The organism is Streptomyces sp. JLBG701 (genome assembly GCF_058544905.1).
The window spans coordinates 4,256,438-4,276,907 of the sequence record NZ_CM178588.1 but is presented as its reverse complement, the minus strand read 5'-3'; the positions used below and the strand labels follow the sequence as shown (position 1 = coordinate 4,276,907).

At 68.3% G+C, this 20,470-nt stretch carries 17 protein-coding genes and 1 tRNA gene; 5 read left to right on the top strand and 13 right to left on the bottom strand.

Annotation, left to right across the window (positions count from 1 at the left end; genetic code table 11):
- Positions 1–64: 64 nt before the first annotated feature.
- From AC5DRG_RS19555 to AC5DRG_RS19540, 4 genes are all read right to left on the bottom strand, one after another.
- A tRNA-His gene (locus tag AC5DRG_RS19555) sits at positions 65–137 on the bottom strand.
- Positions 138–250: 113 nt separating this feature from the next.
- Positions 251–853, bottom strand: a complete 603-nt coding sequence (gene orn / locus AC5DRG_RS19550) for an oligoribonuclease (protein WP_491811837.1) — start codon at positions 851–853, stop codon at positions 251–253.
- 120 nt (positions 854–973) lie between these two features.
- The gene (locus tag AC5DRG_RS19545) at positions 974–2,218 is read right to left on the bottom strand and encodes a helix-turn-helix domain-containing protein (RefSeq protein WP_491811836.1); all 1,245 of its coding nucleotides are present in this window, start codon (positions 2,216–2,218) and stop codon (positions 974–976) included.
- 378 nt (positions 2,219–2,596) lie between these two features.
- Positions 2,597–2,893, bottom strand: coding sequence for a hypothetical protein (locus AC5DRG_RS19540; protein WP_491811835.1), 297 nt, complete (start codon positions 2,891–2,893; stop codon positions 2,597–2,599).
- Between the two features lie 319 nt (positions 2,894–3,212).
- Here AC5DRG_RS19540 and AC5DRG_RS19535 point away from each other — a divergent pair, with 319 nt between their 5' ends.
- Together AC5DRG_RS19535 and AC5DRG_RS19530 are read left to right on the top strand one after the other, a co-directional pair.
- The gene (locus AC5DRG_RS19535) at positions 3,213–3,740 is read left to right on the top strand and encodes a universal stress protein (RefSeq protein WP_491811834.1); all 528 of its coding nucleotides are present in this window, start codon (positions 3,213–3,215) and stop codon (positions 3,738–3,740) included.
- A gap of 151 nt (positions 3,741–3,891) precedes the next feature.
- The gene (locus tag AC5DRG_RS19530; protein ID WP_491811833.1) at positions 3,892–4,455 is read left to right on the top strand and encodes a GPR1/FUN34/YaaH family transporter; all 564 of its coding nucleotides are present in this window, start codon (positions 3,892–3,894) and stop codon (positions 4,453–4,455) included.
- 152 nt (positions 4,456–4,607) lie between these two features.
- Here the strand turns inward: AC5DRG_RS19530 and glmS are convergent, their stop codons facing one another.
- Positions 4,608–6,425 (bottom strand): glutamine--fructose-6-phosphate transaminase (isomerizing), encoded by a 1,818-nt coding sequence (glmS, locus tag AC5DRG_RS19525; protein WP_491811832.1) that lies wholly within the window; start codon positions 6,423–6,425, stop codon positions 4,608–4,610.
- 13 nt (positions 6,426–6,438) lie between these two features.
- Positions 6,439–6,696, bottom strand: coding sequence for a hypothetical protein (locus AC5DRG_RS19520; RefSeq protein ID WP_491811831.1), 258 nt, complete (start codon positions 6,694–6,696; stop codon positions 6,439–6,441).
- A gap of 186 nt (positions 6,697–6,882) precedes the next feature.
- On the opposite strand from AC5DRG_RS19520, the gene AC5DRG_RS19515 reads away from it, so the two are divergent.
- Positions 6,883–8,448 (top strand): purple acid phosphatase family protein, encoded by a 1,566-nt coding sequence (locus AC5DRG_RS19515; protein ID WP_491811830.1) that lies wholly within the window; start codon positions 6,883–6,885, stop codon positions 8,446–8,448.
- Between the two features lie 40 nt (positions 8,449–8,488).
- Here AC5DRG_RS19515 and AC5DRG_RS19510 read toward each other — a convergent pair whose 3' ends face one another.
- A complete protein-coding gene (locus tag AC5DRG_RS19510) occupies positions 8,489–9,373 on the bottom strand; it encodes a DUF4429 domain-containing protein (RefSeq protein WP_491811829.1) in 885 nt (294 codons plus the stop codon).
- A 94-nt stretch (positions 9,374–9,467) separates the two neighbouring features.
- Between AC5DRG_RS19510 and AC5DRG_RS19505 the strand changes: the two genes are divergently transcribed.
- On the top strand, positions 9,468–11,054 hold the full coding sequence (locus AC5DRG_RS19505; protein WP_491811828.1) for a beta-N-acetylhexosaminidase: 1,587 nt from the start codon (positions 9,468–9,470) through the stop codon (positions 11,052–11,054).
- A 76-nt stretch (positions 11,055–11,130) separates the two neighbouring features.
- Here AC5DRG_RS19505 and AC5DRG_RS19500 read toward each other — a convergent pair whose 3' ends face one another.
- From AC5DRG_RS19500 to AC5DRG_RS19475, 6 genes are all read right to left on the bottom strand, one after another.
- Positions 11,131–12,903 (bottom strand): IucA/IucC family protein, encoded by a 1,773-nt coding sequence (locus AC5DRG_RS19500; RefSeq protein WP_491811827.1) that lies wholly within the window; start codon positions 12,901–12,903, stop codon positions 11,131–11,133.
- The gene (locus AC5DRG_RS19495; RefSeq protein ID WP_491811826.1) at positions 12,900–13,463 is read right to left on the bottom strand and encodes a GNAT family N-acetyltransferase; all 564 of its coding nucleotides are present in this window, start codon (positions 13,461–13,463) and stop codon (positions 12,900–12,902) included. The genes AC5DRG_RS19500 and AC5DRG_RS19495 overlap by 4 nt, the downstream gene beginning before the upstream one ends.
- The gene (locus AC5DRG_RS19490; protein ID WP_491811825.1) at positions 13,460–14,764 is read right to left on the bottom strand and encodes a lysine N(6)-hydroxylase/L-ornithine N(5)-oxygenase family protein; all 1,305 of its coding nucleotides are present in this window, start codon (positions 14,762–14,764) and stop codon (positions 13,460–13,462) included. Before AC5DRG_RS19490 ends, AC5DRG_RS19495 begins: the two co-directional genes overlap by 4 nt.
- Positions 14,721–16,187: a lysine decarboxylase DesA gene (gene desA / locus AC5DRG_RS19485; RefSeq protein ID WP_491811824.1), complete on the bottom strand. Its 1,467-nt coding sequence runs from the start codon at positions 16,185–16,187 to the stop codon at positions 14,721–14,723. Before desA ends, AC5DRG_RS19490 begins: the two co-directional genes overlap by 44 nt.
- A 166-nt stretch (positions 16,188–16,353) precedes the next feature.
- On the bottom strand, positions 16,354–17,199 hold the full coding sequence (locus AC5DRG_RS19480) for a siderophore-interacting protein (protein ID WP_491811823.1): 846 nt from the start codon (positions 17,197–17,199) through the stop codon (positions 16,354–16,356).
- 123 nt (positions 17,200–17,322) lie between these two features.
- The gene (locus AC5DRG_RS19475) at positions 17,323–18,375 is read right to left on the bottom strand and encodes an ABC transporter substrate-binding protein (RefSeq protein ID WP_491811822.1); all 1,053 of its coding nucleotides are present in this window, start codon (positions 18,373–18,375) and stop codon (positions 17,323–17,325) included.
- Between the two features lie 149 nt (positions 18,376–18,524).
- On the opposite strand from AC5DRG_RS19475, the gene AC5DRG_RS19470 reads away from it, so the two are divergent.
- Complete coding sequence (locus AC5DRG_RS19470) at positions 18,525–20,453, top strand: glycosyltransferase family 2 protein (RefSeq protein WP_491813088.1); 1,929 nt, start codon at positions 18,525–18,527, stop codon at positions 20,451–20,453.
- The last annotated feature ends 17 nt before the right edge of the window (positions 20,454–20,470 follow it).

Sequence of the window (20,470 nt, the reverse complement as noted above, 5' to 3'; positions counted from 1 at the left end):
TCCCTGCTCCAGGAAATGAGTCAGCCGGTAACCCTGTTTCCAGGGTTACCGGCTGACTACTCAGGGTGAGTGACGGGACTTGAACCCGCGACTTCCTGGACCACAACCAGGTGCTCTACCAGCTGAGCTACACCCACCATGTCCGGCGGTTCTTCGTGCTTCACCGACCGGCCGAGAAAAAGTGTACAGGGTCTGAAGGGGTGCTCGCGCACGGCTTTTCGCGGCCCCCCTTCCAGGGCCCCGTACATGATTACTGCGCAGGCAGAACGTGCTTCGCGGCGATCGTCTTCGCGGTGTCCGAGTCGGGTCCCGGCTGGGGTACGAAGATCGCCTCGCGGTAGTAGCGGAGCTCCGCGATCGACTCGCGGATATCGGCGAGAGCGCGGTGGTTGCCGTTCTTGTCGGGGCTGTTGAAGTACGCCCGGGGGTACCAGCGCCGGGCCAGCTCCTTCACCGAGGACACGTCGACGATGCGGTAGTGGAGGTACTCCTCCACCAGCGGCATGTCCCGGAGCAGGAAGCCACGGTCCGTGCCGACGGAGTTGCCGCACAGCGGGGCCTTGCCGGGTTCCTTGACGTGCTCTCGTACGTAGGCCAGGACCTGCTCCTCCGCGTCCGCCAGCGTCGTACCGCCGGCGAGTTCGTCGAGCAGTCCGGACGCGGTGTGCATCTGACGCACCACCTCCGGCATCGTCTCCAGCGCCGAGTCCGGCGGACGGATGACGATGTCCACACCGTCGCCGAGTACGTTCAACTCGGAGTCGGTGACGAGGGCGGCAACCTCGATGAGAGCGTCGTCGGACAGCGAGAGGCCGGTCATCTCGCAGTCGATCCACACCATGCGATCGTTCATGCGACCACCCTACGGCCGACGCCCGCTCATGTGATGACCGGCGTCGCTGTGGGCCTTGTCCTCAAACGCCGGACGGGCTGGATTGTCCCGTCCGGCGTTCAAAGCCTTCCCCCTATCCCCTCACGAACCGCTCCGCTGCCCCGGCAAGCTCGCCCGGGTCGTGACGTACGGGTCGCGGGCGTGGTCCGGGGACAGGGGCGTCGCGGAGCCGACCGTGCTGGTGGCCGGGGTGCGGCGGGCCTGGATGGGCACCGGGCTGCCTTCCGGGTGCAGTACGGGTGGCGGCGGGCCCGGCTGGCCCGGCGGCGGGGGTGCGGTGCCGTCGGTGTCCGGCTGGCGTTCGCCCTGCGGCCTGCGGGCGCGGTACGCCGCCCGGTAGGCGGCCGGGGACGAGCCCAGCTGGCGACGGAAGTGGCCGCGCAGGGCCACCGGCGAGCGGAAGCCGCAGCGGCCCGCGACCTCGTCCACCGAGTAGTCCGACGTCTCCAGCAGGCGTTGCGCCTGCAGGACCCGCTGCGTGATCAGCCACTGGAGCGGGGCGCTGCCCGTAAGGGAGCGGAAGCGGCGGTCGAACGTACGACGACTCATGTACGCGCGTGCCGCCAGCGTCTCCACGTCGAACTGCTCGTGGAGGTGCTCCAGTGCCCAGGCGACGACCTCCGCGAGCGGGTCGGCGCCGATTTCCTCTGGTAAAGATCGATCGAGGTAGCGCTCCTGGCCGCCGCTTCGGCGCGGAGGGACCACCAGTCGGCGGGCCAGCGCACCGGCCGCCTCGTTGCCGTGGTCAGTCCGCACGATGTGCAGACACAGGTCGATTCCGGCCGCCGTACCCGCCGACGTCAGTACGTCGCCGTCGTCCACGAAGAGTTCCCGTGGGTCGACGTGGACCGACGGATAGCGCTTGGCCAGCGTCGGTGCGTACATCCAGTGGGTGGTCGCGGGCCGGCCGTCCAGCAGGCCCGCCGCCGCGAGGACGAAGGCGCCGGTGCACAGCCCGACGATCCGGGCGCCTTCCTCGTGCGCCCGGCGCAGTGCGTCGAGCGCGTCCTCCGGTGGCGGCGAGGTGATCGAACGCCAGGCGGGCACGACTACCGTGCCTGCCCGGGAAATGGCCTCCAGGCCGTGTGGCGCGGTGAGTTCCAGGCCACCCGTGGTCCGCAGCGGGCCTTCCTCTCCGGCGCTCACCAGCAGTCGGTAGCGCGGTACTCCGGCGTCCTGGCGATCGATGCCGAACACCGAAAGCGGTATGGAACTCTCGAAGATGGGGCCGCCGCTGAACAGCAGCACCGCGACGATCTCCTTGCGGCGTCGCCCGGATAGTTTCCGGGCCGCGGCTTCCGGCGCGGCAGTGGAGTCGTGGCTCATACTGCTAAGCCCCCCTCGGTGGTCGCGGCTCCTCGGTCGTGTCGCTCCTGCACGTTTCCCCTCGGTCCTGCACGAGTCCCCCGCCGTAAGACAGTCAAGATCGAATCTACTGTGTCGAGTGGTGCCGAGGTGACCAGTTCTCTACTCGGCACATTGTCGACATGGCAACTTGGCGTGAAGCATTCGATCACGAAGCGTTGCACTCGTGGGCCGTGCAGGGAAGTGCGCCTCGTCGCCGTGGCCAAACCCCGTAGGGTGCGCCCAGCCTACGAGACCCTTTCCCCGCAGGTGGAACGGGGGTTGGGGGGTGGTCAGGGCAACGGGTGTGCGATGGCGAGAAGTTGGCTGAAAAGAAGCGGGCGCGTGCGCGGAAACCGGTCAGTCGACCGGTGCAGATCCTCCACCGTGTCGACCGCCCCTGTACGCCCCCGATCCCGCCCTGTGATGACGGCCACGATGGGGCGCGCTCTCCTCGGCGGGCATCCGTGCCGCGCCCCGCTCGGACTGGCGCAGCAGGACCCGGCAGACGGCCGTGACGGCCGCGAGGCCGAGGGCCATGCCCGTGGCGCCGGCGAGGGAGGTGCCGTACCAGAGGAGGACCACGGGGACGAGGACGCAGCTGAAGGCCGCCCAGCGGACCACGTCGCTCGCGGTGTCCTGTGTCGGTGAGGTCATGGTGTGCTCGGCTCCCTGGGGCGATGGGCTCACCCGGTTCAACGCATGTTCGAGCGGTCGGTCACTGGCCGTGCCGTCAAGTGAACCTTGTTGAACCCTGTGTAAACCGGCTGTACGGGGCAGCAACCATTGCGTTACGGGCGCCCCCTCGTGCATGCTCCGGGGAACCCCGATGGGGCATGTACGGGATCTGGGCTAAGGAGGCGTGCCGCCGTACCCTTGGGGTATGGGGTTGGGAAGATGATTCCCGGACACAGCTCCGCCGCATCCCGCAGTCCCCTGGTCCCCACCCATAAAGGATCACAACGCCGAGATTGCCATGGCCGGTCACGAATTCTTCGAACCCGCGGACCGCAAGCGGCCGGTCGCCGATCCCACGGCGAACGAGCCCCTCGCGGCGGAAGAGACACGTCACTCCTGCGACCCCGCCTTCAAGCACGGCGTCGTCGTCGGCTTCGACGGGTCCACGTCCAGTGAGCGCGCCCTCGCGTACTCCATCGGCATGGCCCACCGCTCCGGGTCGGGCCTGATCATCGTCCATGTGGCCAACCGGCTGCCCACCACCGTGTGGGCCGGCTGCGAGCCGCCCGTCTTCGTCGACGTGCCGGACCATCGCACCGAGGTGCTCGGGCTTGAGCTCGCCTGTGCCGACTATCTCTCCGAGGTGCCCTGGATCCTCGTCGAGCGCGGCGGCGACATCTGCCACGAACTCGAAGAGGTCGGGCGGGAGTACGAGGCGGACGCGATCGTCGTCGGCTCCACACAAGGCATCGTCGGACGGATTTTCGGCTCGGTCGCCGGACGGCTCGCGAAGCGCGCCAAGCGCCCTGTCGTTGTCATTCCGTAACTCGCCGTTCGCCCAGGTGAGATGTGCCGTGGGAACCGTCAACTTCCTTTGTGCAGCGGATAAATCTACTCGCGCGTAGATGTGTTTGTGCCCTTGTGAAGGGCATATATCGGTCACCGCGCAACCGCACATTGCATGAAGGGAGCCCGCCGTGGACAACGACGTCTCTGCGGGAAGCACCACCACGATCGTCGGCAGACTAGCTCTCGGGATCACCCTCCTGGCCTTCGGCTTCGGATACACCGACATGATCGACGGTGTGACGGCGGCCGACGCCGTATCGCTGGCTCAGTACGTGGGCGGACTCGCCCTGTTCATCGCCGGCCTCATGGCCTTCCGTGACCGTGACACTTCGACAGGTACGGCCTTCTCGGCGCTCGGTGCGCTGTGGTTCACCTGGGCTGTCTCCGCCGACACGAGTGTCTCCGACAATGCGGCGGGGCTGTTCCTGCTGCTGTTCGCCCTTGTGGCCCTTTCGCTCACCCTTGCCGGGGGCGACACGCTCACGCAGGGCACCTACGGGTTGTTCTTCGTCTCCCTTCTGCTGCTCGCGATCGGGCGGTTCGCCGACAACGGTGACCTCGCCAAGGTCGGTGGGTGGTTCGCCGTCGCTGCTGGGGCTGTTGCCTGGTATGCGGCTACCGCGGCCCTTGCGCACTGGCCTACCGCTGTTCCTCGACGTGCTGCCGGCCGGGGCGTGACGGCAACCGGCTAACTGGCAGCCGATGCCGGGGTATTGGGCGATCCCGGCGAACGAGAACGGACCCCCCGTGCTTGGTGGCAGCACGTGGGGGTCCGTACTCGTTGTTCAGCCTCTGCAGGTGCGTGGGGGCTTGTCGCGCAGTTCCCCGCGCCCCTAAAGGGGCGCTACTCGACCGTTACTGATTTCGCCAGGTTCCTCGGCTTGTCGATGTCCCTGCCCAGGGCCAAAGCCGTGTGGTACGCCAGGAGTTGGAGGGGGATGCCCATCAGGATCGGGTCCAACTCGTCCTCGTTCTTCGGGACCACGATCGTCTCGTCGGCCTTTTCCTGGTCGCGGTGGGCCACCGCCAGGATCCTGCCGCTGCGGGCCTTGATCTCCTCCAGGGCCGCTCGGTTCTTCTCCAGGAGGTCGTCGTCCGGGACGATCGCGACCGTCGGGAGGGCCGGCTCGATCAGGGCCAGGGGGCCGTGCTTCAGTTCCGAGGCCGGGTAGGCCTCGGCGTGGATGTACGAGACCTCCTTCAGCTTGAGGGAGGCCTCGCGGGCCACCGGGTAGCCGCGGACGCGGCCGATGAAGAGCATCGAGCGGGCTTCGGCGTACTGCTGGGCCAGCTTCTTGATCTGCTCCTCCTGCTCCAGCATCTCGGAGATCTGGGCGGGCAGCTTGCGCAGGCCCTCGATGATCCGCTTGCCGTCGCGGACCGAGAGGTCGCGGGTGCGGCCCAGGTGCAGGGCGAGGAGGGCGAAGGCCACCGTCGTGTTGGTGAAGCACTTCGTGGAGACCACGCAGACCTCCGGGCCAGCGTGCACGTAGATGCCGCCGTCCGCCTCGCGGGCGATCGCCGAACCCACCACGTTCACCACGCCGAGGACGCGGGCGCCCTTGCGCTTCAGCTCCTGGACGGCGGCGAGGACGTCGTACGTCTCACCGGACTGGGAGACCGCGACGTACAGGGTGTCGGGGTCGACGACCGCGTTGCGGTAGCGGAACTCCGAGGCCGGCTCGGCGTCCGCGGGGATGCGGGCCAGCTCCTCGATCATCTGGGCGCCGATCATGCCCGCGTGGTACGAGGTGCCACAGCCGAGGATCTTCACGCGGCGGATCTGGCGGGCCTCGCGGGCGTCCAGGTTCAGGCCGCCGAGGTGCACGGTGGAGAAGCGGTCGTCGATGCGGCCGCGCAGGACACGGTCCACGGCGTCGGCCTGCTCGTGGATCTCCTTGTGCATGTAGGTGTCGTGGCCGCCCATGTCGTAGGAGGCGGCCTCCCACTCCACGGTGGTTGGCTCCGCCGTGGTGCGGGTGCCCTCCGTCGTGTATGTCCGGAAGTCGTCGGCCTTGAGGGTGGCCATCTCGCCGTCGTCCAGCGTCACGATCTGGCGCGTGTGGGCCACCAGGGCGGCGATGTCCGAGGCGACGAACATCTCCTTCTCGCCGATTCCGAGGACGACCGGGGAGCCGTTTCGCGCCACCACGATGCGGTCCGGGAAGTCGGCGTGCAGGACCGCGATGCCGTACGTGCCCTCGATGACCCGCAGGGTGTCGCGGACCTTGTCCTCCAGCTTCTCGGCCTGCGAGCGGGCGATCAGGTGGACGAGGACCTCGGTGTCGGTCTCGGAGAGGAACTCGACGCCGTCCGCCTCCAGCTTGCGGCGCAGGTCGGAGGCGTTGTCGATGATGCCGTTGTGGACGACGGCGACCTTGCCCTCGGCGTCCAGGTGCGGGTGCGCGTTCACATCGGAGGGGGCGCCGTGGGTGGCCCAGCGGGTGTGGGCGATGCCGGTCGTGCCCTTGAAGCGTGCCGGGACCTTGGCCTCCAGGTCACGGACCCGGCCCTTGGCCTTGACCATCTTCAGGCCGGCCGCCTTGGGGGTGGTGACGACGATGCCGGCCGAGTCGTAGCCGCGGTACTCCAGGCGCTGGAGGCCCTCCAGCAGGAGAGGCGCCACATCGCGCCTTCCGATGTATCCGACAATTCCGCACATATAGGTGTATCCCCTAGCCGTAGACCATGCGGCGCAGCTGTCGGAGCGTGAGCTCCGGCGGTGCCACCGTCCGGTATTTCAGGTCCGCCTCGATCCGTCCGAAGATCTCCGCGTTCACCAGGCCCTGGGCCTGCAGCTCGCGGTGGCGGCGACGGACGTAGTCCTCGGTCGTCTCGTCGAAGTAGGCGAGCACGTCCTGGATCACACGCAGTGCCTCGCCTCGGTTGAGGGGCGAGGACCGCATCAGGTGATCAACAAGTTCGTCGTGCACTCGGTAGATCCTGGGGTATCGGGGGCCCTTTCGCAAGAATCCTGCCCGATATCGGGCAGAAGGCTGTTGGGAATCTTTGGAAGAACGTTGAACCTGTCATGAGTGCCTGTTCGTGAGCTGTCCATGCTGCGTCCTGCGGTCCGTCGCCTCGGGAGACGAGTTTCAGACGCCATGGACATTCCTCGCATGGGAGTACCCGAGCAGCTCGCCGAGCGCATGAGCATGGCGGAGCAGCACGAATACCTGCGCGCCAGATTCTCGCGGCGCACGATGATCAGGGGCGGAGCCGTCACGGTCGGCGCCGTCGCGGGTGGCGCGTTCGTACCGGGCGCGGTCGCCCAGGCCGCGGTGCCGACGCAGAGCACGGCCGGCAAGACCGAGTCGGTCGACGGTGCGCTCGTCGCCCCCTTCGGCCGCCACCTCGCCTTCGGCAACGACCCGGCCACGGAGATGACGGTCTCCTGGCAGGTTCCGGTCGCGGTCAAGAAGTCCTTCATCCGCATCGGCGCGCACCCCTGGGACCTCTCCCGCAAGATCGAGGCGGAGGTTCGCTCGCTGTACACCCCGGCCGGCGTCGGCACCAGCGCCGATCACACCCAGTACTACCTGCACGCCCAGCTGACCCATCTGCGCCCGGGCCGGACGTACTACTACGGTGTCGGCCACGAGGGCTTCGACCCGGCCGAGAGCCACCTGCTCGGCACCCTCGGCACGTTCACCACCGCTCCCGCGCACAAGGAGCCCTTCACCTTCACCGCCTTCGGCGACCAGGGCGTCAGCTACCACGGCCTCGCCAACGACGCCCTGATCCTCGGCCAGAACCCGGCCTTCCACCTGCACGCCGGCGACATCGCCTACGCCGACCCGACCGGCGCCGGCAAGGCCGCCGACACGGGCTACGACTCGCGCACCTGGGACCAGTTCCTGTACCAGACCGAGTCCGTCGCCAAGCAGCTCCCGTGGATGGTCTCCTACGGCAACCACGACATGGAGGCCTGGTACTCGCCCAACGGCTACGGTGGCGAGGAGGCCCGCTTCACGCTCCCCGACAACGGGCCGGACAAGAAGAACCTGCCGGGCGTCTACTCCTTCGTCTACGGCAACACGGCGATCATCTCGCTCGACCCCAACGACGTCTCCTTCGAGATCCCGGCCAACCTCGGCATCTCCGGCGGCACCCAGACCAAGTGGTTCGAGGCGCAGCTGAAGAAGTTCCGGGCCGACCGGGGCATCGACTTCATCGTCGTGTTCTTCCACCACTGCGCGTACTGCACCTCCACGGCGCACGCCTCGGAAGGCGGCGTGCGACAGGAGTGGGTGCCGCTGTTCGAGAAGTACACGGTCGACCTGGTCATCAACGGCCACAACCACCAGTACGAGCGCACGGACGTCATCAAGGGCAACGCGGTCGCCAAGAAGCTCCCCATCGGCGGCACCGCGTACCCCGAGACCGAGGGCGTGGTGTACGTGACGGCGGGCGCGGCGGGCCGCAGCCTGTACGCGTTCACCGCACCGGACTCCTACGAGGGTCACGAGGCCGAGGTCGACTCCGTGTCCTCCTTCGTCAACCTGAAGGGCGGCAAGCAGAACGAGACGGTCGCCTGGTCCCGGGTGCGCTACCTCAACTACTCCTTCCTGCGCGTGGACGTCCAGCCCGCCCCGTCGGGCCGCTACACCACGCTGAAGGTCCAGGGCATCGCCGAGACGGGCGACCGGATCGACCACTTCACCGTGGCACGCAAGGCCAAGTAACACCCAGCAACAGCACGGGCGGTCCTCAACTCCCGGATTCCTACATCCGCTTGAGGACCGCCCGTTTGGCCATCGTGAACTCCTCGTCCGTCAGCACCCCGGCGCGATGCAGCTCGCCCAGCTCCCGCAACCGCCGCAGCAGCGCGTCGTGGCCGTCCTCGGTGGCGGGCGCGAGGCGCCCGGGGGCTTCGGCTTCCTCCTGTCGTACGTCCATGGCGGCGACCGCGGCCGGATGCGGGAGCCGTGCCTGTACCGCCGCCGCGACCAGGGCCATCAGCGGGTCCTTCTTGAACCCCCACAGCTCCACGGAGTTGGGGTCGTACTTCGGCGGTGCCTTGGTCGGGGCGTGCTTCACGGTGAAGCGCAGGAAGCCGTTCTCCAGGCCGGCCGACGGATGCCACTCCACGGCCGCGATGTCGGTGACGGCGAGGGTGCGGGCGCCGGCGGCGGCCTTGGCGTCCTCCGTCTTCCAGTTCCACTCCAGGCGTACGTGGTCGCCGTCGAAGCTCGCGGTGCCGTCCCCGGCGGAGGCGGACAGGGGGACGGACGGACCGGGCAGCAGGAAGGCGTCCACCGGGTCGGACGGGACCTCGTCCAGGAAGAGCGCGTTGCGGACCTCGTCCGTGAAGTACTCGGCGACGCCGTAGCGGTCCGACTCCACGGTCAGCTGGTAGGGGTCGTGGGGCTCGGTGAGGCGGCCGCCCGTCGCATGCAACAGGGGGTCGGCGCCATCGCGCAGACGCAGCCGCAATCGCCCCGTCTTCCTGCCCTGCTCGAAGGAGATCCCGGCCAACGCGCCGAGCGGGACGACGAGTTCACCCAGGGTTCTGCGGAGCAGGCCGACGTTCTTGTCCCGCCCCGGCGTCAGTCGCAGGGCGTCGCCGTCGAAGACCCAAGTGCCGTCCTTCTGGATGATTTCCGCCATGAAGGGGATTGTTTCACCGGTCTTGCGGGAGAGTGGTCCAGACCTTTTACTGGCTCAGGACGTGACTGAGGACGTGACTGAGGAAGGGACCGCTGTGAGACAGCGCCACAGAACGACCCGCCTGCTCGGTTCGCTGCTGCTCGTCGCGGCGGCGGGCATCTCCGCCGTCGGCGCGGCACCGGTCGCCCTCGCGCCGACCGCGACCCCGCTCGACCGGGTGGTCCCGGCCCCCGCCTCGGTCCACGCGAGCGGATCCCCGTACCGCATCACGACCGACACCCGCATCCGCGTCGACGACACCCGGGAGGCCCGCCGGGTCGGCGAGTACCTCGCGGGCATCCTGCGGCCCTCGACCGGCTATCGGCTGCCGGTCACCACGCACGGCAGCGGCATTCAACTGCGCCTGACCAAGGGCCCGTTCGGTGCCGAGGGTTACCGCCTCGACAGCGGGCGCGGCGGCATCACCATCACCGCGTCGAAGCCCGCCGGCCTCTTCCACGGCGTCCAGACCCTGCGCCAACTGCTCCCCGCCGCCGTCGAGAAGGACTCCAGGCAGCCCGGCCCCTGGCTGGTCGCGGGCGGCACCATCGAGGACAGTCCGCGCTACGGCTGGCGCGGCGCGATGCTCGACGTCTCCCGGCACTTCTTCACCGTCGACCAAGTCAAGCTCTACATCGACCAGTTGGCCCTCTACAAGGTCAACAAGCTGCACCTCCACCTCAGCGACGACCAGGGCTGGCGCCTGGCCATCGACTCCTGGCCGCGCCTTGCCACGTACGGCGGTTCGACGCAGGTGGGTGGCGGTGCGGGTGGCTTCTACACCAAGGCCGACTACCAGGAGATCGTCCGGTACGCGGCCTCCCGCTACCTCGAAGTCGTCCCCGAGTTCGACATGCCGGGCCACACCAACGCCGCACTCGCCTCCTACGCCGAGCTGAACTGCGACGGCGTCGCGCCCCCGCTCTACACCGGCACAGACGTCGGCTTCAGCTCGCTGTGCGTGCCGAAGGAGATCACCTACGACTTCCTCGACGACGTGATCCGGGAACTGGCCGCCCTCACGCCCGGCCCCTATCTCCACATCGGCGGCGACGAGGCGCACTCCACCAGCCACGCCGACTACGTGGCGTTCATGGACAGGGTGCAGCCGATCGTCGCCAAGTACGGGAAGACGGTGGTCGCTTGGCACCAGCTGACCGGCGCGAACCCCTCGCAGGGGGCTCTGGCGCAGTACTGGGGGCTGGACGACACCAGCGCCGCCGAGAAGGAGCAGGTCGCCGCCGCCGCGCGGAACGGGACCGGGGTCGTCCTGTCGCCGGCCGATCGGATCTACCTCGACATGAAGTACACCGCCGATACTCCGCTCGGGCAGGACTGGGCGGGGCTCGTGGAGGTGAAGCGGGCCTATGACTGGGATCCCGGCAACTACCTTCCGGGGACGCCCGCTTCGGCGATCCGGGGCGTGGAGGCGCCGCTGTGGACCGAGACCATCGTGACCTCGGACGACATCGAGTACATGGCCTTCCCTAGGCTGCCGGGTGTGGCCGAGCTGGGCTGGTCGCCGGCGTCGACGCACGACTGGGACGCCTACAAGGTGCGGCTCGCGGCCCAGGGACCGAGGTGGGAGGCGCTGGGGATCGACTACTACCGCTCGCCGCAAGTGCCGTGGCCCAGCAGCTGAGTTGAGATGAGAACGGGCATCTCGGGGGACCGTACCCCGAGGTGCCCGCCCGTTTGTGGGGGCTGTCCCTGTGGCTCTACAGCCCCGCGAGGGGGTTCTTCAGGTTGCCCACGAGCTGGAGGGCGCCCGCCGGGTCGGCGAGGTCCACCATCTGCTTGTTGTTCCGCAGCTGGAGCCGGTTGAGGCAGGACAGCGCGAACTCGGGGGCGAACATGTCGTACTGCCGGAATTTGTCGGCGAGTTCGGGCGTCGCGTCCTGGTACTCGCGGGTGACGTCGGCGACCGTCCGCCAGAAGTCGTCCTCCTCCAGGACGCCCTCGGCGGCGAGGTTCGCGGCGAGGAAGCGGAAGAAGCAGTCGAAGACGTCCGTGAAGATCGACAGGAGCTTCTTCTCCTCCGGCACGTCCACGCGCAGCCGCTCGACCGTCGGCGGCAGCACCGCGTCCGGGTCCATGACGGCGATCTCCTCGGCGATGTCCTTGTAGATCGCGCGCTGCACGACGCCGTCCTTGAGGACGAGGATGACGTTCTCGCCGTGCGGCATGTAGACCAGGTCGTAGGCGTAGAAGCTGTGCAGGAGCGGGGTGTAGTACGCCCGCAGGTAGCGGCGCAGCCACTCCTTCGGGGCGAGCCCCGACTGCTCGATCAGCGCGGCGCCGAGGGAGTTGCCCTCGTGGTCGACGTGGACGAGGGAGGCCATCGTCGCCAGGCTCTCGCCGTCCCCGAGGGAGGAGACCGGGCTCTCGCGCCACAGGGCGGCGAGCATTTTGCGGTACGGCGAGTAGCGGTCCGTCGCCGCCTCGTACTCCAGGTGCCGGTAGCCGACCGCCGCCCGCTCACGGATGATCGACAGGCCCGTCGACTTCAACACCGGGTCGTTGTCGATGAGTTGGGCGAGCCAGTCGTTGATCGCCGGGGTGGCCTCCATGTAGGCGGCCGAAAGCCCGCGCATGAAGCCCATGTTGAGCACGGACAGGGCCGTCTTCACGTAGTGCTTCCCGGGGTTGGACTTGTTGAAGAAGGTCCGGATGGACTGCTGGGCGAGGTACTCGTCGTCGCCCTCGCCCAGGCAGATCAGGTGCCCGCGGGCGACCTCGGCGGCGAAGGTGACGGTGAGCTTGTTCCACCACTGCCAGGGGTGGACGGGGATGAGGAGGTACTCGGCGGGGTCCAGACCCCGGTCCCGGAGGGTCTCGGCGAACCGCTCGACGGTCGCCTCGCCCAACTCCTCCCGCACGAACGACTCGTACTCGATGCCGACGCCCGCCGTGAACGCCGCCCGCGAGCGGTGCGCGGCCAGCCACACCAGCTTGACCAGGCTCGCGGTCTCGGGGGCGTACGAGAGGTACTCGTGGACGCCGAAGCCGAGCCGCCCGTTGTTGGCGACGAAGCAGGGGTGGCCCTCGGTCATCCCGGTCTCGATCGCCTGGAACCCGCTCTTCGCCAACTCGGCGGCGGGGACCTGCGGTTTGGTGAGCTTGTAGCAGGTGCCGGAGAGGGTGGAGGAGATCTCCTCCAGGTAGACCGGGAGGACCTCGTCGCTCAGGCCCAGTGATTTCCTCAGCTCGATGAAGAAGTCCAGGGCGGCGAGGGGGAGGTCGACGCCGTCTCGTTGACGGGTGATCGAGTCGGCGTCGACCTGCCAGTGGTCGAGGGCGCGGCGGACGGCGGTGAACCCGTACCGGGTCAGACCGTCGTCGCCGCGGACCTCGAAGCGGCCGTCGGCGGTGGCCTCCGGCGTGATGAGCCGCTCGTGCGCGAACTCGGCGAGGGCCTTGCGGATGAGGAGGCGGTTGGCCAACTCCCAGCGCTCGGGGGAGAGATGGGCCACGGCGTCGGTGAGGGTCATGCGGACACCGCCGTAGCCACGAAGCTGTGCTTCTTAGAGAACTGCTCCCGCGTGCAGAAGCTCAACAACGCCTTCTTCTCCGGCTTCTGGATCTCGCGCTCGGGCACGAATCCGACGGCTTCGTTCAGGGCGTGGACGGCCTTGTTGGACACGTCCGGCTCGACGACGACGCGGGCGGTGCGCGGGTCCTCGAAGAGGTGCGCCATGACGGCGGTGATGACGGCGCGGGTGAAGCCGTGCACGGGCGTGTCGGTGGCAGGCGTGAGGAAGTGCATGCCGACGTCGCCGGGCAACGGCTCGTAGAGGCCGACCAGTTCGCGGTGGGCGGGGTCGTAGTACTCCATCAGGAAGGCCGGTTCGCCGTCCTGGAGCCCGAGCAGCGCGTGGTGGTGCTCGTCGGCCGCGATCTCCATGTAGGCGCGCTCGACGTCCTCGAGTTTGGCGTCCTGCATCATCCAGAAGGCCGCTTTGGGGTGGGTGACCCAGGAGTGCAGGAGTTCGGCGTCCTTGTCGGGGTCGAGAGGGCGGAAGGTGAAGGTGCCCCTGTCGATGGTGCTCATACGGCGAACTCCTGGAACGCGATCGACTTCTCGACCGGGTAGTACTCGGTGCCGAGCAGCTCACGGATGATGTACGCGTTGCGGTACGCGCCCATGCCCAGGTCCGGGCTGGTGATGCTGTGGGTGTGGACGCCGGCGTTCTGCAGGAAGACGCCCCGGCCGGTCGTGTCGATCGCGTAGTTGCGGGCGACGTCGTAGTTGCCGTGGGAGTCGTAGAGCAGCCGGTCGCGGACGGGCGCCAGGAACTCGGGCTCGGCGTACTTGTAGCCGGTGGCGAGGACCAGGCCCTGGGTGTGCAGCTCGTAGTCCTTGCCCTGCTCCTCCTGTCGCAGGCCGAGGGTGTACGTGCCGTTCTCGTAACCCGCGCTGTTCAGCGAGGAGTTGGTGAGCAGGCGGGTGGGCACGGGGCCGCCGAGGTTCTTCTGGTAGAGCAGGTCGAAGATCTCGTTGATCAGGTCGCCGTCGATGCCCTTGAAGAGGCCCTTCTGGTCGGCGGTGAGCCGGTAGCGGGTCTTCTCCGGGAGCGCGTGGTAGTAGTCGATGTACTCCGGGGAGGTCATCTCCAGCGTGAGCTTGGTGTATTCGAGCGGGAAGAAGCGCGGGGAGCGCGTCACCCAGTTCAGCTGGTAGCCGTGTACGTCGATCTCGCTGAGCAGGTCGTAGTAGATCTCGGCGGCGGACTGACCGCTGCCGACCAGCGTGATCGATTCCTTCTTCTGCAACTCCGCCTTGTGCTGCACATAACGGGAGTTGTGGATGAAGTCGCCGCCCAGCCCCTGGCAGGCCTCGGGGACGAAGGGCGGGGTGCCGGTGCCGAGGACGAGGTGACGGGCGCGGAGGATCTCGCCGGCGTCCGTCTTCACGGCGTAAAGACCGTCCTCGTACGTCACCTCGGTCACCGTCGTGCTGAAGCGGACGTTGCTCAGTTTGTCGGCGGCCCAGCGGCAGTAGCTGTCGTACTCGACGCGCAGGGGGTAGAAGTTCTCGCGGATGTAGAACGAGTACAACCGCCCCTGGTCCTTGAGGTAGTTGAGGAAGGAGTACGGCGACGTCGGGTCGGCCAGGGTCACCAGGTCCGACATGAACGGCGTCTGGAGGTGTGCGCCGTCGAGGAACATGCCCGCGTGCCACTCGAAGTGGGGCTTCGAGTCCAGGAACACACCGTCGAGTTCGACGATGGGCTCGGTGAGACAGGCCAGGCCGAGGTTGAAGGGGCCGAGCCCGATGCCCACGAAGTCGTAGGTCTTTTTCGTGGTGTCAGGAAGCGCGGACAACGGTCTCTCCCAGGTACTGCTCGGCATGGTCGGCGATCAGATCGAGGACGGCGGCGATGTCGTCGGCCGTCGTCTCGGGATTGAGCAGGGTGAACTTCAGGTAGTGGCGGCCGCCGACCTTGGTGCCCGCGACCACCGCGTCGCCGGAGGCGAACAGGGCCTTGCGGGCGTACAGGTTGGCGCGGTCGATCTCGGCCGGGTCGGTGACGGCCGCCGGGATGTAGCGGAAGACGAGGGTGGAGAGGGACGGCTCGACGACGACGTCGTAGCGGGGGTCGCCGGCGAGCAACTGCCAGCCCTCCTGGGCCAGTTCGCAGACCTCGTCGAAGAGTTCGCCGATGCCGTCGGCGCCCATCACGCGCAGCGTCATCCACAGCTTGAGGGCGTCGAAGCGGCGGGTGGTCTGGAGGGACTTGTCGACCTGGTTGGGGATACGTTCGTGCACCATGCGGCGCGGGTTGAGGTACTCCGCGTGGTAGGTCGCGTGGCGCAGGGTGGCGACGTCCCGCACCAGCAGCGCGGACGAACTCACCGGCTGGAAGAAGGACTTGTGGTAGTCGACGGTGACCGAGTCGGCGCGCTCGATGCCGTCGATGCGGCCCCGGTGCTTGAGGGAGGCGAGCAGCCCGCAGCCGTAGGCCGCGTCGACATGCATCCACACGCCGAACTGCTCGCACAGCTCGGCTATTTCGGGCAGCGGGTCGATAGACCCGAAGTCGGTGGTGCCGGCGGTGGCGACGACGGCCATGGGGACGAGGCCGTCCTTCTTGCAGCGCTCCAGCTCGTGGGCGAGCGCGACCGTCTGCATGCGCTTGTCGTGGTCGACCGGGATCGAGACCACCGAATCGGCGTTCAGACCAAGGAGTTTGGCCGACTTCTTCACGCTGAAGTGGCTGACCTCGGAGGCGAAGATCCGCAGTTTCGCGAGGGAGACAGGATATTCCCACCCTGCCCGCCCTGGCTTGGCCTCCTCGCGGGCCAGCAGCAGCGCCTGGAGGTTGGACTGGCTGCCGCCGCTGGTGAACACGCCGTCGGCGGCCGGTCCGAGGCCGATGCGCTCATTCGTCCAGTCGATGAGCTTGCGCTCGATGAGGGTGCCGCCGGCCGACTGGTCCCAGGTGTCGAGGGAGGAGTTGACGGCGGACAGGACCGCCTCGCCCAGCACGGCCGGGATGACGACCGGGCAGTTGAGGTGGGCGAGATAGCGGGGGTGGTGGAAGTAGATCGCGTCCCGGAGGTACACGTCCTCCAGCTCGTCGAGGACCGCGGCGGTGTCGAGCAGCGGCTTGTCGAGGTCGATCGCGTCGATGCGGGGGGAGAGGGCGTCGACCGTGACGCCGGTGAACGGACGGGAGGTGGTGGCGAGTTTGGCCGCCACCCGCTCGACTCCTTCGGTCACGGAGCGGCGGTACTGCTCCGCGGTCAGGTCATTGAGCAGGTGCGAGCGCATGTGCGGGTCCTCCGGGGGGACAGTCCGTGTGGGACGGGCGAAGCGGAGTGTTGAGTTCAACTTAGGTGAGCCTAACCTAACTTCGCCAAATTTAACGCATGCGAAACCTCGTCACTCCCGTGACGGTGATCACGTCCGTAGCGTGATCACTTCGGTCGTGTTGCTGCTACTCGCCCCGCTCGCGCAGCTGTTCCTCGGTGAGCCCCTGTCGCCAGTAGCCCACGAACGTGACACTGCGGCGGTCGATCCCGCGCTCGCCCACGAAATGCCGGCGCAGCTCCTTCACGCAGCCGGACTCGCCCGCGATCCAGACGTACGGCCGTTCTGCGGGCGGGAGTTGGGCGGCCCGCACGGCGTCGAGGGCCATGGGGGACCCCTCGTCCCGCACAAGCCAGGTGATCTCGGCGTCGGCCTCGGTCACCAAGTCCTGGATGTCACCGGGGTGATGGACCTCCAGCCACACCCGGGCACGGATCCCGGCCGGCAGCGACTCGACGATCGCCGACACGGCCGGTACGGCGGTCTCGTCACCCCAGATCACCACAAGGTCGGTGTCCTCGGCGGGCCGGAACCGGATCGCCCGGTTGTCCGCGATCGCCGGCCCGAGCAGCAGCACCCGGTCCCCGGCGCCGGCCCGGGAGGCCCAACGGGAGGCGGGCCCGGCCGGGGTGGCCGCGCCGGGCTCGATGCCGTGCAGGACGAAGTCGATGTCGATCTCGTCGGGGGATCGGCGGAGAGCCCGGAGTGTGTACGACCGCATAACTGCCCTTACATCATCGGGCAGTTCACGCCAGGCCTGCCACCAGCCGTCGCCGAGCTCGATGGGCACGGCGGGCTCGGACTGACCGGGATGCGGCAGGAAGAGGGAGAGGCTTTGGTCGCATCCGTTGGAGTGGAAGGCGGCCAGGTCAGATCCGGCGAAGGTGACACGAACCAAGGACGGGCCGAGCCGCCGAGTCCGTACAACTTGGAGGGAGAAGAACCGGAACGGGGCGGCGACGGCCGTGGTCATGGGGTAACTCCTGATTCGACGTCAGGGATGCCTAGCTTCTTTAGGGGCGCGGGGAACTGCGCGACCAGCCACAACGGACCCGCAGTCACCCGCGAAACCTCAACCACCCCTAATCCAGCTGAGTCAGCTGACCTTCTTCGCGTTTTCGAGAGCCTCGGCGAGGTTCTCGAGCAGCGGCACGCACTTGTCGTAGGACAGAATCGGCTCGGGCGAACGGGCGATGACCTGCCCAGCCTTGACGGCAGGCAGCTTCTTCCACGTGGCCTCAGTGATGTCGGCCGGCTGAATCGTCGCCGAGCGGTCGTCCATCATGATGATGTCGGCCGCGTACTTGTCGACGTTTTCCCAGCTAAGCGACTCGTACCAGCCACCGCCAACGGCCTTCGCCTTCTCCGAGGGCTCGACGAAGTTCACGCCGAGAGCCTTGAAGTACTCAAGGTCGATGGAGAGGTTGGTGCCGGAGACGTAGAAGAGGTCCTGGCTGGCGGAACCGGCCATCACCTTGATGTCGGGCTTGGCCTTGGCGGCGGCACGCAGCCGGGCGGCCGCGTCCTCGAACTTCTTCTTGGCGTCGGTGACGGCGGTGGCCGTCATGTCACCGCCGAGCGACTCGGCAAGCGCCCACATGCGCTCCAGCGGCTCGGTGATCTGACGGTCGTAGACGGAGATGCCGACGCTCGGGGCGAGCTTGGCGATCTTGTCCTTGGAGGCCTCGGGGACGTACCAGAGGGTGCCGGCGTCGTCGAACATCGTGGAGATGAGGACGTCGGGCGCGAGGGCCGCGTACTTCTCGACGTTGAACTGGTCCCAGGCGTTGCCGAGGATCGTGACCTTGCTGATGTCCATGTCGCCGGCCTGGACGTCGGCCTTGCCGTCGGTGGTCTTGGTCGGGCCGAACACGCCCTTCACGGAGACCCCGTAGTCGTACAGGGCGGCGGCGACACCGGTGAACGCGACTATGTTCGCGGGGACCTTGTCGAGCTTGACAGTCGTACCGCGGTCGTCCTTGAAGGACCAGGGACCGGAGGCCTTGGCCGACGCAGTCGAGTCCGAGCCGCCGCTCTGCGTGTCCGAGTCCTCGTCGCCGCACGCGGCCAGGGCAGCGCCCAGACCGAGAGCACCACCTGCTGCGAGCAGGCCACGGCGGGAGAAGTGGGCGGATCTGGCGTTCGACATGGCTGTGTTCTGCTTTCGTGCGCACGGGCGGCCCTTGGCCGAATTCGAGCTTAGGGTAGCCTAACCTCAGTGTTTGTCCAGAGGGCGGGTCGGGATGCGCCCCCGCTTGAGGCAATCGGCACACAGGTAAAGTCCGTGGAATGCCAGAAGTGCCGAGACCCAAGGTCAGTGTGATCGTTCCCGTCTACAACACCGGGAAGTACGTCGACGAGTGCGCACCGTCGTTGCTCGGGCAGAGCCTGTCTGCCGACGAGTACGAGGTGATCTACGTCGACGACGGGTCGACGGACGACACACTGGCCCGGCTGGAGAAGATCGCGGCGGCGCATCCCAACGTCCAGGTGCACACCCGGCCGAACTCGGGCTGGCCCGGCGCCCCGCGCAACCTCGGCATGGAGCACGCCAAGGGCGAGTACGTGCAGTTCGTCGACCACGACGACACGCTCGGGCCCGAGGCCCTGGAGCGGCTTTACGAGCACGCGAAGCGGAACGACGCCGACGTGGTGATCGGCAAGATGTCCAGCACGATGGTGCGGCCCCGGCGGCTGTTCCGGCACACCGTGGACGCCTGCACGATCGAGAACGACGAGCTCATGCAGAGCATGTCGCCGCACAAGATGTTCCGGCGGGCGTTCGTCGAGGAGCATGGGCTGCGGTTCCCGGAGGGGCCTTGGATCCTGGAGGACCTGCTCTTCGTCAGCGCCGCCTACCTGAAGGCCGAGCGGATCTCGATCCTCGCCGACTACCCCTGCTACTACTGGATGAAGCGGGACGACGGCGGTAACAACACCCAGCACCGTTTCAACCCCCGGCACGGGTTCTGGAACAACTGCCGCACCATCGTCCGCCAGATCAAGGACGGCACCACTCCGTCCGACGACGTCGACGCGCTCCAGAACCGGCTGCTGTACCGCCTCTACCACGTGGAGGTCCTCTCCCGGACCCGCGAGCCCGAGATCCTCCGCGAGGACCCGGCCGAGCAGCGGCAACGCTTCGAGGCGGCCCGGGAGTTGGCGCTGGAGGAGTTCCCGGCGGCCGTGCGCGAGGGCCTGCCCACGGTGTCACGCCTGCGGGCCGAACTGCTGGAACGCGGCGACTTCGACGGCGCGGTGGCACTCGCCGAGCGCGTCCGCCAGGTGAAGGCCCGCAGCGAGGTCGGCGAACTCCGCTGGGAGAACGGCTGCCTGGTCGCCGACGTCACCCTGGACCTGCTGCGCGGGGACGGCGAACCGCTGGTCCTCGTCGAGCGGGACGGGAAGCGGTGGCTGGACCCGGAGTTGCTGGACGGTGTGCCGGGGGCGGAGGACGGCTGGGAGGTCCGCGATCCGTTCCGGCTGGCGTACGGGGAACTGGTGCTGAAGGACCGGGACCGGGAGGACTGGTGGTATCCGGAGGGCGACCTTGAGGTACGCCTGCGGCCCCTCGGCGAGGGACGCTCGCAGGTCGTCGCTTCCGGGCGGCTGCGCCTCGACCCGGAGCGCACGGCAGGCGGCCGGCCACTGGAGCGCGGCGTGCACGACGTGTGGGCGTACGTCCAACTGCTGGGCGTCGACCGGATGCTCCGCGTGACGGGCGCCGGCACCCCGGGCGGTCCGGCCACGGGCCCGGCGCTGACCGGCGGTCGGCTCGCCCTCCCGTACTGGACGGTCAAGGGCCAGCTCGCCCTCGACGTGGACCAGCGCCAGCGCGAGATCGGCCCCGACACGGCCGGTGTCGTCGCCACGAACGCTGCGCGGGCGAGGCAGTCGCTTGGACTGCCCTTCGTGGCGGCGGCGCCCGGCGCCCCGGTTCCCGTCGAACTCACGGTGTCCGCCCTGACGATCCAGGCCAAGCTGCTCCCCGGCGCCGACGGAACGGCACGCCTGCGCCTGCCCGCGAGCCTCAAGAAGCTCCCGGACGGGCGCCACCCGGTCACCTTTCCGAAGGCGGACACCCCGGTCGCGTACGCCGTCGTCCGCGACGGCACGCTGCTGCGTCTGGAGGGCCCGGCGTACGAGGCCGGTGCCGGGCGGCGGTTCCTCGACGCGGTTGGTGACAACCGGCGGGTGCGGCAGGTGCGGGGGCGGCTGGGGCGCTGACTCCGCCCCCCAGTGCT

What these genes read in the sequence shown, in the direction of transcription:
- AC5DRG_RS19510 (WP_491811829.1), bottom strand. Translation starts at nt 9,373, where the DNA reads ATGGCGGAAATCATCCAGAAGGACGGCACTTGGGTCTTCGACGGCGAC.
- glmS (WP_491811832.1), bottom strand. Translation starts at nt 6,425, where the DNA reads ATGTGCGGAATTGTCGGATACATCGGAAGGCGCGATGTGGCGCCTCTC.
- orn (WP_491811837.1), bottom strand. Translation starts at nt 853, where the DNA reads ATGAACGATCGCATGGTGTGGATCGACTGCGAGATGACCGGCCTCTCG.
- AC5DRG_RS19495 (WP_491811826.1), bottom strand. Translation starts at nt 13,463, where the DNA reads ATGAGCACCATCGACAGGGGCACCTTCACCTTCCGCCCTCTCGACCCC.
- AC5DRG_RS19490 (WP_491811825.1), bottom strand. Translation starts at nt 14,764, where the DNA reads ATGCCGAGCAGTACCTGGGAGAGACCGTTGTCCGCGCTTCCTGACACC.
- AC5DRG_RS19515 (WP_491811830.1), top strand. Translation starts at nt 6,883, where the DNA reads ATGGGAGTACCCGAGCAGCTCGCCGAGCGCATGAGCATGGCGGAGCAG.
- desA (WP_491811824.1), bottom strand. Translation starts at nt 16,187, where the DNA reads ATGCGCTCGCACCTGCTCAATGACCTGACCGCGGAGCAGTACCGCCGC.
- AC5DRG_RS19535 (WP_491811834.1), top strand. Translation starts at nt 3,213, where the DNA reads ATGGCCGGTCACGAATTCTTCGAACCCGCGGACCGCAAGCGGCCGGTC.
- AC5DRG_RS19480 (WP_491811823.1), bottom strand. Translation starts at nt 17,199, where the DNA reads ATGACCACGGCCGTCGCCGCCCCGTTCCGGTTCTTCTCCCTCCAAGTT.
- AC5DRG_RS19540 (WP_491811835.1), bottom strand. Translation starts at nt 2,893, where the DNA reads ATGACCTCACCGACACAGGACACCGCGAGCGACGTGGTCCGCTGGGCG.
- AC5DRG_RS19500 (WP_491811827.1), bottom strand. Translation starts at nt 12,903, where the DNA reads ATGACCCTCACCGACGCCGTGGCCCATCTCTCCCCCGAGCGCTGGGAG.
- AC5DRG_RS19475 (WP_491811822.1), bottom strand. Translation starts at nt 18,375, where the DNA reads ATGTCGAACGCCAGATCCGCCCACTTCTCCCGCCGTGGCCTGCTCGCA.
- AC5DRG_RS19545 (WP_491811836.1), bottom strand. Translation starts at nt 2,218, where the DNA reads ATGAGCCACGACTCCACTGCCGCGCCGGAAGCCGCGGCCCGGAAACTA.